This is a genomic window from Parasediminibacterium paludis (assembly GCF_042651445.1).
In the GTDB taxonomy this organism is placed as follows: domain Bacteria; phylum Bacteroidota; class Bacteroidia; order Chitinophagales; family Chitinophagaceae; genus Parasediminibacterium; species Parasediminibacterium paludis.
The window spans coordinates 385,875-396,811 of the sequence record NZ_JBHSDC010000029.1; the positions used below are offsets into that span (position 1 = coordinate 385,875).

General features: G+C 42.5%; 7 protein-coding genes. 1 reads left to right on the plus strand and 6 read right to left on the minus strand.

Annotation, left to right across the window (positions count from 1 at the left end; genetic code table 11):
• Window positions 1–23 precede the first annotated feature (23 nt).
• The 6 genes from ACFOW1_RS15520 to ACFOW1_RS15545 all read right to left on the minus strand — a co-directional run bounded on the left by ACFOW1_RS15520 (window position 24) and on the right by ACFOW1_RS15545 (window position 9,882).
• Complete coding sequence (locus ACFOW1_RS15520) at window positions 24–2,489, minus strand: TraG family conjugative transposon ATPase (RefSeq protein ID WP_379015535.1); 2,466 nt, start codon at window positions 2,487–2,489, stop codon at window positions 24–26.
• Between the two features lie 36 nt (window positions 2,490–2,525).
• The gene (locus tag ACFOW1_RS15525) at window positions 2,526–2,849 is read right to left on the minus strand and encodes a DUF4133 domain-containing protein (protein WP_379015536.1); all 324 of its coding nucleotides are present in this window, start codon (window positions 2,847–2,849) and stop codon (window positions 2,526–2,528) included.
• 11 nt (window positions 2,850–2,860) lie between these two features.
• Complete coding sequence (locus ACFOW1_RS15530) at window positions 2,861–8,458, minus strand: helicase-related protein (RefSeq protein ID WP_379015537.1); 5,598 nt, start codon at window positions 8,456–8,458, stop codon at window positions 2,861–2,863.
• Window positions 8,459–8,479: 21 nt separating this feature from the next.
• A complete protein-coding gene (locus tag ACFOW1_RS15535; protein ID WP_379015539.1) occupies window positions 8,480–8,914 on the minus strand; it encodes a DUF1896 family protein in 435 nt (144 codons plus the stop codon).
• A gap of 46 nt (window positions 8,915–8,960) precedes the next feature.
• Window positions 8,961–9,299, minus strand: coding sequence for a DUF4134 domain-containing protein (locus tag ACFOW1_RS15540; protein WP_379015541.1), 339 nt, complete (start codon window positions 9,297–9,299; stop codon window positions 8,961–8,963).
• Between the two features lie 91 nt (window positions 9,300–9,390).
• Window positions 9,391–9,882, minus strand: a complete 492-nt coding sequence (locus ACFOW1_RS15545; protein ID WP_379015542.1) for a hypothetical protein — start codon at window positions 9,880–9,882, stop codon at window positions 9,391–9,393.
• Window positions 9,883–10,427: 545 nt separating this feature from the next.
• On the opposite strand from ACFOW1_RS15545, the gene ACFOW1_RS15550 reads away from it, so the two are divergent.
• Complete coding sequence (locus ACFOW1_RS15550) at window positions 10,428–10,748, plus strand: DUF6660 family protein (protein ID WP_379015544.1); 321 nt, start codon at window positions 10,428–10,430, stop codon at window positions 10,746–10,748.
• Window positions 10,749–10,937 lie beyond the last annotated feature (189 nt).

Genomic DNA, 10,937 nt, shown 5'->3' on the forward strand with positions numbered 1-10,937 from the left:
GGTGCATTTATTTAAATGATTGTTTATTTACCTGCTTTCATATCTGCTACCAATGCAGCGATACCTTTCTTTACGTCCCCATATTTTTTAGCGTACTGTGCCACTTTTACCTTTTCTGTTTCTTCTGTTGTGTAAGCAAAATATTCTTCTGGCGACACTTCTGTTCGGTACACTTTGGATTGCATACCACCAAGGCTGATAAACACTTCCTTGTATTTTTTGGTGGGGTCATTGGCCTTGTTGACGGATAGTACCAATGCCTTTTCTTTTTCTGTCAAACCAAGCAGTTCCTGTATCTGGTCGAACTTGTTCTGGTACTTCGATTGGTCGAGCAATATCTTGCAGTCGCTGTTGTTGATGATGGCCTGTTTCACAACCGGGGAACTGATAATGTCCTCCACCTCCTGCGTTACCACAATGGCTTCACCAAAAAACTTGCGGACAGTTTTAAAGAGGTACTTGATATATTCTGCCATGCCTTCTTTGGCAATGGCTTTCCACGCTTCTTCAATGAGTATCATTTTGCGGATGCCTTTCAGCTTCCGCATCTTGCTGATGAACACTTCCATGATAATGATGGTCACAACAGGAAATAAAATCGGGTGATCCTTGATATTGTCCAGTTCAAACACGATAAAACGCTCGGTAAGCAGTTCAAGGTTTTCTTTGGCATTGAGCAGGTAATCGAACTCACCACCATTGTAATAAGGACGCAATACGTACAGGAAATTATTCACGTCAAAATCCTTCTCCTTTACCTTGTCATTGATAAGTATAGACACAAATTCATCCCGTAAAAAGTCATAGAAAGTATTGAAGCAGGGGAAGAGTTTATCATCCTTGCCCAGCTTTTCATAATAGAGTTGCAGGGCATTGGACAGGGCAACATATTCCGAACGGTTGAAGGTCTCGTTGTCCTTTTTCCATAATGCCAATAAGAGTGTTTTGATGCTTTCCTTTTTCTCCGTGTCAAGGCTGTCGCCTTCACCGATATAAAAGGGGTTGAAGCGGATAGGGTTCTTTTCGTCATAGGTGAAATAGTACCCGTTCACCATATCGCACAACCCTTTGTAGCTATGCCCTACATCTACCAAAACGATATGTGTCCCTTGTTCATAATAGCTTCGTACCATGTGGTTCGTGAAGAAGGATTTGCCACTTCCAGATGGGCCAAGTATGAACTTGTTCCTATTGGTGCAGATACCTTTTTTGATGGGTTCATCTGATATGTCCACATGGACTGGTTTGCCAGTAAGCCTATCACCGAGCCTAATGCCGATAGGGCTTACAGAGGAACGGTAATTGGTCTCAAGATTGAGGAAACAGGTGGCCTGTTCCGCAAAAGTGTCGAAGGTGTCGTTCATGGGAAAGTCCGCTTCATTGCCAGGGATACCTGCCCAGAATACTTGTGGGGCACCGATGGTTTCCTGCTTGGCAACTGCATCCATTTGAGCCAATGCAGAGGATACAAGGTTCTTCAGGTCTTTCAGTTCTTCTTTGTTACCTGTCCATACCTGTACATTGAAATGTGCTTTTACAGGAAGCCGTTGCTGGCCAATGGCTTCGTTCAGGAAATCATTGGTAGCATCCCTTGCAATGGTATTCTCACGGGAATAGGCAGACAGGGATTGCAGCCTTAAACGTTTGCTCTCCAGCTTCTGGATGGTCTTTTGTGCATCCTCGATAAATATGTATTGGTTGTATATATGGTTGCAGGGCAATAGTTGCCCAAGCGTAGAAGCAAAGCCGATACTGAACTTTGTCTTGTCCGTAGAGTACCTGTCAAAGTTGATCCTAGAACCGCACAATGCTGGAAGGTCCGCCGCATCCCCCAATGTATAAATCTGGCTATGCTGGTTGCCAATCTGTAGCCCATCCTGAAAACTGATGTCCTTCAACAACAATTCATCATTTTTTTCTGATAGGTAGCAATAACGTTCTACCAGTCCCATTTGTCTAGCATGGCTTTGCAGTTCATTATTTTTGAGTCGTTGAAGTTGCACAAAACCACTGTCTTCCAATATGCGTTTGAACTGCCCGGCACTGTCAAGAAAGTCCTGTAACAATTGTGGTTTCAATGTTTGTTCCGGCACGATGGATTTACGGAGCAGATTGGAAAACAAAGAAGTGGCGGTTTTCCTTCCTGAAGGTTTTTGGGTGAGCATGATGTAACAATCATGTTCCAAAAAAGGGCGTTCATTGAAGAAGCGTTCACTGCTGAGCGTCAAAAATGTGGTATCATCCTTTGTGAAATCAGGTTGGTACCTGCTATCAATGAACCAGTCCTGTTTATGGAAAACGGAAGATTTTGGTAATACTTTGATGGCTTTAATCCATGCTTGATGGAAAGCCTCGTACTCCTGGTCTGAGAGCGTGAATATCTCGGGTAGGGCCACTTTAAAAGCCAATGTAATGTCCCCTTGTTTGGAGAGTATGCAATCATGCTCTACGCCGAGTATAGGCAAAATATCTTCCAACTGCTTTTCCATGTCCACTGTTTTACCTTGTTGATAATATGTTTGTTTTTATTGTATTTCTTTTTGCAGGAACACCGCCCTACTTTTTGATTTAATGGTGTTGGGGACACTATGCCTTGCCAATTTCTTCATCATGCCATATTCACCATAAGTATTGCTCATCGCATACAACTTGACCACCAGTACCGTACCCGCTATGAGTATGATACCGATGCACACAAAGGCATTGATGCCGATTATGTACAGGATGGCGAAAATTATCAGCAGGGCAATCACACCGCCCCCGAAATACCAGATATACTGGGCTTTCAGCCCTTTGAACTCAATACTTTTATTAATGCCCTTGTTGATTTGATAGACACTGTTTCCCATTTTGATTTGTTTTATAACCGCATACGGTTGCTACGTTTATTGGTTTGAACTACCTCTTGATTTACTGCCTGCTGATGCCCCCTTCCGTTCACTGTAACACCGTTGACCTTAGCCATTGCAACCTGTAAGGGTGTGCCATTCTTAGGGTTCATTTGCACCACTGGTGCATCTGTTGTTTTGGCTACCTGTTGTTCTTTTTGTTCAGCAGGTTTTTCATCCAACAGTCCGTTCTGCTTCATCTGATTCTCCTGTATCTTAGTAGCAATTTCCCTTTCGAGTTTCGATAGTTCCCCTTTCATCTGCACCAGTTCCTTTTCTTTCTCAAATGGCTTGTCAACGAATGCCTTGACCATGGGAATATTGGTGTCGAGTTCTTTTAGTTCCTTCTGGTATTTTTCTTTCAACGACCCTACACGGTCAATGGCATTGAGGAAATACCTTGCGGCCAGTTTCGGGTTGTCGGTATTGGGATGCCCTTGGTTATAAGTGTACTTGATGTCTGTTTTTGGGTTTACCGCATATAGCGTGTTATAGTACCTGTGGCCGAAATGCCCACCCTCATCAAATGCCTCTTGCTGCTGGCGAACGCATAGGTCAAACCCGTACAACGTGCCAATCTTGTTGTCATCGGTTGGTTGCCAATGCTTATAGAGTTTAATGAGTTGGTTACCGATTGCTTCTGGGTCAGAGGTTTGCAATCCTTTTAACTGTATTGGATTGGCCTTCGTGCCATCAGGCTCATGCTTCAGCTTGCTTTTATAAAGGGTTTCATCTTTGGATAGTTTGCCCAATATCCCCAATGTGTTTTCCTTTTCATGTTGCAGGTTTTCCAGTTGGTACTTTGAACGGGATACTTCCCTGAAATGTGCCGTTTTGAGACTTTCCAGTACAGCCACTTTCTTTTCCATTTTGGACTTTTCCAATAGCGAGGTATCACCTGATAGTATGGCGATATATTCAGAGAAATTCATCCCTGTTTTCTCATCAATGGCCCCTTCATCAATGGTGCGGATATTCAACTCGCAGTTCTTCATCTGGCTGATGAATGTCTGCTTGTTCTTCAACAGGTTGAACTTGTAATTATCCAATGATTGCTCCACAGCATAGATGAAATTTTGCACCTTGTTGTCGTAATGGTTCCTTGCTACAAGATTGCCCTGCCTTGCACCCCGGCCGTTGCGTTGTTCCAATTCAGCAGGTTTCCAGGGGATGTCCAGATGGTGCATGGCAACAATCCGTTGCTGCACATTGAGTCCCGTACCTGCTTTTTCCGTACTGCCGATAAGGATGCGGATTTCCCCATTATTCATTTTACGGAACAGTTCGGGTTTACGCTTATCCGTCCAGTCATGGATAAAAGTGACCTCAGCAGCAGGGATATTGAAATCCATTACCAGTTTTTCCTTTAGGGCATCATAGATATTGAAGGCATCTGGTTTGGGGGTACCAATGTCACTGAAAATAATCTGTGTGCCCCTATATGGTTGGCTTTGGTCATAGAGTTCCGCTACTTTTCTGGCACAGGTGCTTACCTTGTTTTCGGGATGGTCGCCATAAGTGTTGCTGTCAATCAACCGCATGTCTGCGGCCATTTTTTTGGCGTAGTTGGTGGCAATGAGCATCCTGCCTTTATCCTCTTCACGACTCAATGGTGCCCTGCCAATCAATCTGCCATCACCTGTTTTGGCAAACTGCATTAATTGTTGAATGAAGGCCGTTTGCTCTGGTGTAGGCTTGATGTTCACCAATGTCTCTACCAGTTCGGGCTTGTCAAGCTGTATATGTTTTGCCGTTTTATAGTCGGTTATCTCATTGTAGAACAAAGCGAGTTCTGGTACTTTGATAAAATGCCTGAAACGTTCCTTGGCAATAATTTCATTGGTAACGGAAAATTCAAAGTCCGTGGTCTTCCTTGCGAACACCGCAGCCCAGCCATCGAAATTCTCGATGTGCTGCCGTTCCATTTCTTTTGGTCTCAGGTACTTGAACAACAAGTACATTTCCGTCAAGCTGTTAGAAATAGGTGTCCCAGATAAGAAGGTCACACACTGGTCGGCATTGAATTTTTCCTGCAACGTGCGGACAGCAAACAGCATATTCAGTGCCTTCTGGCTACCTTCCATATTACCTATCCCCGCTACACGGTCGTGGCGTGTGGTGAAGGTGAGGTTCTTGAATTTGTGTGCCTCATCAATGAACAAATGGTCAACACCCAACTCTTTGAAGTTGATACCAGCATCCTTCTTTTGTTCGATGTCACTGATGATAGTTTTCAGTTTATCCTCCAAATTGTTCTTCCTTACTTCTAGCCCCTTGAGCATTTTTTTAGAGACATCGCCGCCAAGGTCTTTCAGTGTATCAAGGTCACGTTCCACATTGTCCAGTTCCATTTGAAATATCTGCTTTTGTATCTCTGGCGACTGTGGTATTTTACCGAACTGGTCATGTGTTAAGATGATGCAGTCCCAATTGTTGTTCTTGATTTCATTGAACAACCGCATTCTTTTAGCTGGCGTAAAATCGTTCTCCCCCGGTGCCAGTACCCTTGCATGGGGGTAGGCTTTTTTATAGGTTTCCGTTATCTGGTTGATATTGGATTTCAATGCCAGTATCATTGGCTTATTGATTGTGCCAAGCCTTTTCATTTCGTTGGCTGCCACTATCATGGTCAACGTTTTGCCAAGGCCTACTTCATGGTCAACCAATGCACCCCTGTTCTGGATAATACGCCAGGCAGCATTCTTTTGTGAACTGTACAGGTCATCAATCCCAAGGTTCTTTTTCTCCAGTCCAGGAAAGGTCAGATGTTCCCCATTGTATTCCCTTAGCACATAGCAGTTGAATGTGTCGTTGTAAAGCTTTTCCAAGTGCTTCTTATCTGCGTCAGGCAGTTCCTGCAACCAGTTGATAAAACCGTTACGTATGGATTCTATTTTCTGGTGGGCAAGCTGTATGGCATCATTGTCAGGTAAGCGTATCGTTTTACCATCACCAACAGGTACTTCATAAGTGAAAAATGGTGTGGTATTTTCCAGTGCATGTTCCAGCATGGTATTGCCATAAGATGTCCTGCCGCTTTTGGGGGTTACCGCATATTCCTGTGAGACCTTGGCATTATTGCCTGATATGCTGACCTTGAACGTATCCAAGGATTGGAAATAGTTGATACTGGTATCCAGTTCGAACAACTTGCTGGCATAGCGGTCATAATAAGTGGTAGGTATCCACCGTTCACCCAAGTTGAAATCCAAGAGTTCAAAAGGGATTTTTTCAGGTTGTACCTTTTGGATGGCTTCAAGGCTGTGATGCAATTGCACATCGTTTGGATATAAGGCAGCTTGCTCTTTTGCTACCGCTAGTTTATCGACCACATTGCCTGATAGGTACTGGTCAACTGTTTCCCATTCCCTGCCTTGTGGGTCAAGGTAGATATGCCCTTCTAGTTTACTGATTATCTCTATTTCAGGCAACCCTGTTGCTGCCCCAACAAAGCCAAGATTTACATTGCCAAATTCGTTTAAGGAACGGGCAAGGGCTTCGATTGGGTCATCCGTTCTGAACTGTTCCTCTTTGGGTGTCAGCGATTGTGCCAGTATATCGGATTTCACAAAGCGTTCACCTTGCTTGCGTTCCAATGACGACAATATAGTAAACCCAAAAGCCGCATCATTTGTGATAAGTTTCTTATTGACAGGATGGTTCAACAGGCCGTATTGCGATACAAACTGCTCATAATCCTGATTGAGTTTCGTCCTGAGCGGTTCATGTTCGTCATTGCCAGCCAGTTCTTTTTCTGAGAGTTCCAAGTAGTTGTCCCTGATGGTAACGTAGCGTTCATAAAAACCAATTTCCCTTTGCCCCGAAAGGAAGGGCTGGAACATGGCTTGTTTGTATTCGGCATCAGGCTTCTGGATGCTGCCAACAATACCATTGTTGATGACCAATGTGCCTTCTTTGTAATAGGGTTTGAGATTGGTGAACAATGTTGGCTGGTTGCGTTCCAATGCAAAAGCTGGTTCCAATATTTTGTCGCCTTCGTATGTATAGTGGTGGTTATATTCTTGTAGTTCTCTTGACAGCCCTTGTATTTCGTGCATCAATGCCCCTGCTGTTTTCCAGTTGGCTGAAAGCGTGATTTCTGCTGTGTTGGAATATAGCTTGTACACGTACTGTTTGAAATCCTTTGCCTTTGCGGTAACGAGAACAAAGCTTTCATGTTCGGGGCTTGTAGTAGTGCGTACCATGCCGATAATCCTAGCTGTTTGTTTCTGCACAACAGTTTCATCCAATGGATTGACATAGGCCATTGCCCTGTTGATGCTTTCCACAGGTGTGGTATCGAACAATCCCAATTGCACATTTGCGTTACCAGCTTTGTCTTCTGGCATAGGAAGTAATGTCAGTTGTTTGCCCTCTGTTGCTTCATGTACATTGGCAATTGTTTGTCCATCTTGGAACAGCTTGCTATTAAAATTTTGCTGAAAACCTTGGGATAAGGTTGCTGACAACTTCTCTGCTATATCGTTGATATTGCCTTGCTGCCAAATGGTTTGATGGGCATACCCATACTGGTTCCTACCTGCTTGTATGTCATTGCCGACAATGGTTTCTGGGTGTTCATGGATATAGCTATTATAATGGTATTTACCATATTCATTTTCAAGTTGCACATCTTGTAATAACAATTCTTCTGCTTCGGAAAGGGACTGCTTGCCATCATTTTTTTGAACAATCAATAAATGGCTTGGGGCTTCGGTATTGCCAGTGTCCTTCATGAGGTTATCGGGCATAACAGCAAGGCTGATAAACTCTGCTTTATTGAACAGGTATTCCCTTGCTGTTTGGTTGGAAGGGCTGTTCAGAAAACTGTCGGTTGTAAGAAAAGCAAGCACCCCACCATTGCTTAACTTATCCAATCCTTTTGCAAAAAAGTAGTTGTGTATTTTTCCCGAAATAGCTTTATCAGGAAAAGCTCCGTCATGAACAGAAAAATTACCAAAAGGGATATTACTGGTGATAAGGTCGTAGCTGTTATTGTCATCGGTTGGTGCTTCTTCAAACCCTGTGATATGCACTGTTGGATTGACTGTTAATGAACTGGCTAATGCAGAAAGTGCCTTACCTGTGAGCATATCTTTTTCAACTGCGGTTATGGTTTTTAAAGAAGGAAATATATTGGCCGCTTCTGTAATGAACACACCTGCACCGCTACTTGGTTCGTACATTTTTTGTGGTGCGATACCTTGTTCCTTGAACACGTTGAACAGGGTTTGAGGAACGACCTGTGGTGTATAGAATGCAGACAGGACGCTGTTCTTTAGTGACTGAACGGTTTGCTTGTATGCTTGCGGTGTTAGCTTTTCCTGCAACAGTTGGTGCAGTTCCATCATCTTTGGATAGAGCCGTAAGTCTTCTTCTGTTGCATTCAATTTTATCCATTCTTTCCTGTCCATATTTGGGTAAAGGATGGATTTGATGCCCCCGAATCCTGCATATTTTTGTAGTGCTTTTATCTCATCTTCACTAAGGGTCTTACTCTTGTCCCATGAAAGTGCGATGCGGATGGCCGCTATATTGTCATTGAGCTTTTGTAATTGATTGTAGGCCATGTCTGCACGTTTTCATTCTCACTATTGTTTGTCCAAATATTGCTTCACCGTCCCTGTGATAGCATAGCGTAACTGTTTGTCATCTTCATTGTCGGTAGTGAATCCAAGTGCTTCAAAGACGGGGTTACAGGCTGCTATGAGATTGATGGTTTCATAGGTCAGTATACCTGCTTCCCTGAATTGTTGGTATTGCTTTTCAAAATCCTCTTCCAGTACCCTCAAGACATAGTTGAACTTGGATGGCCGTAGGTCTTTTGTCAGTAAGTCAAGGCATTGTTCTTCGATGATATAGGAAGGGGTATTGTCTGATTGCAACTGGCTAATTAGTTCATCAGCCGTTGCTACTTTTTCTTGTAGGTAGGTGTCAACTTTACCCTCTTGTTGTAGCTCAATAAGCAGATTCAAATTGTTATTGATAATATACTCGTGTAGCTTTTCCGTTAATATCTCTTGCATTATAATTGAGTTTTAAGCCCCTCTTTTGGAGGGGTTGGGGAGGCCATTAAACACCGAAGAAGGATTTGATAACAGTTGCCACTATTACAAGGAAGACACAACTGCCAAACCATGCGGCAGCCACTTTGCCAGTATCAGGGTCACCTGCATTCCATTTTTGGTAAACTTTCACTGCACCGATCAGACCGAGTAATGCACCTACAGCATACATGAGGCTGGTGCCTGAATTAAAATAGCCACGCACTTTTTGGTTGGCTTCATTGATACCAGCATTGCCATCCTGTGCCAATGCCGTGATATTGGTGGCAACAAGTATTACTGCTGCCATAAGGGTTGCCCTTATTTTGAAAGCGGCAGCCTTGAATGTCTTTTTGTACTTTTTCATGTTTCAGTATTTAAAAATTGAAGAATGTTTTCTTGAATCCTTCCATTGCCCCCGCCACTTTGGGCGGAGGGGCAGGAAGGCGGCTTGATCCTCATATCCCTATCCACAACCTATCTAACTCTTCACTGCTTGGGTGGATGAAGCCATGCTTGTCACATTCTGAAATAATAAGGTTATTGATGGCTGTTTGAAAGGGGATGCCCTTTAATTGAGGGTAGGCTTTTAGCGTTATTTCGAGTAGGAAGAAAAATTCTTCTTTGTTGTAGTCTTTGGAAGAAGCATCGCTTACAGCCTCTTTTATTTTTGCAGATAGCGTTTCTACATCCTCAAAAAGATGGTCGGTTTGTGCTTCGTTTAAAGAAGCCGCATTATTGATATTTTCTTCTAAGGCTGCTGTTTTTGTTCCTGCATATTGGGTTGCTTGTAGTTCATTACCACTGTCTGTTTTTTGGGTTTTCGTTTTGCTGGAAATAAAATTGAGGATGTCGCTTGAGTAGAACCGAAGACAAATAATAATGTACCATGCAGATAAAAAGAGGGCTACAAAAGTTAAGTAGGTCGTCCAAGAGATGTTTGTAAACATGTGGTTTTATTTTTTATTTTGAGTGATACATCACGGTCATTTTCCCGATGACTTTGATTGCTTGATTTCTGTACAAAGGAACGGTCGCAGAAAGACCGTTATCAAGTCCAACATTTGTTGTACGCTTGATTGTACCCGTTGTACCCTATTGATAATCAATGAGAAAAAACATAAAAAAAGCCCAAAATAATTTTTGGGCTATATGAAAACAATGATGGATTGGAACAATTGGGGCGTGCCTTTCAGGTCGGGCTTTCCACTTCAAGTCCTCGCCATCGTGGTTCATGGCTGTGGGCTATCCATTGCAATCCCTTACGTTTTGAAAAGGTTTTCTAAAATTATTATAAGCTTAGAGATCCGATGAAATATTGGCATACCAACAACTGTGAAAAATGGGGTGCTGATAAATAATACTTATGAGAATACATATTTATGCGTGTATAGATATTTTGTTCCTATTGGCTCTATATCGTACACCCATTTTTGCAACGTCATTGTATTTTAATAAACCAGTGTTTTTCAGATTTTGAACTAAGTTTGCAACGATGAAATTTTTAACACTCATATTTAGCATCTACCTCTTGGTGCTTTCTTGTGTTCCTTGTGCAGACAAGGACGAGTGTAATATAAATATGGACATTAAAACAACAATCTCATCAACTACTAAAGAAAATCCTAAAAAATCTGATGAAGCTTGTACACCTTTTTGTACTTGTTCCCATTGTTCTGCATCGGCTTATTATCAACCTTTGAATAGTTATAAAATCCCTAAAAGGATTTTCCCAACTACAAAATATCCAGTGTACGATGTTTCGTACAATTCCCAAGTTTTCTTTTCTATTTGGCAGCCGCCAAAAAAAGCTTAGTCATCATTTTTAATGAATTTGTTGTACCACCATTTAACAGTGGCAGGTATTGCATTTTGTTATCCATTCATTTTTTCATTCTCAAAGTCGAGCGGTAAACAGCTCAAAAAAGCCCAACAACTTTTGGCGACAACAGTAATCAAGTTGATTGTTATAGCCGTGGGTTGTGCCATTCTTTTAGCAGTTATT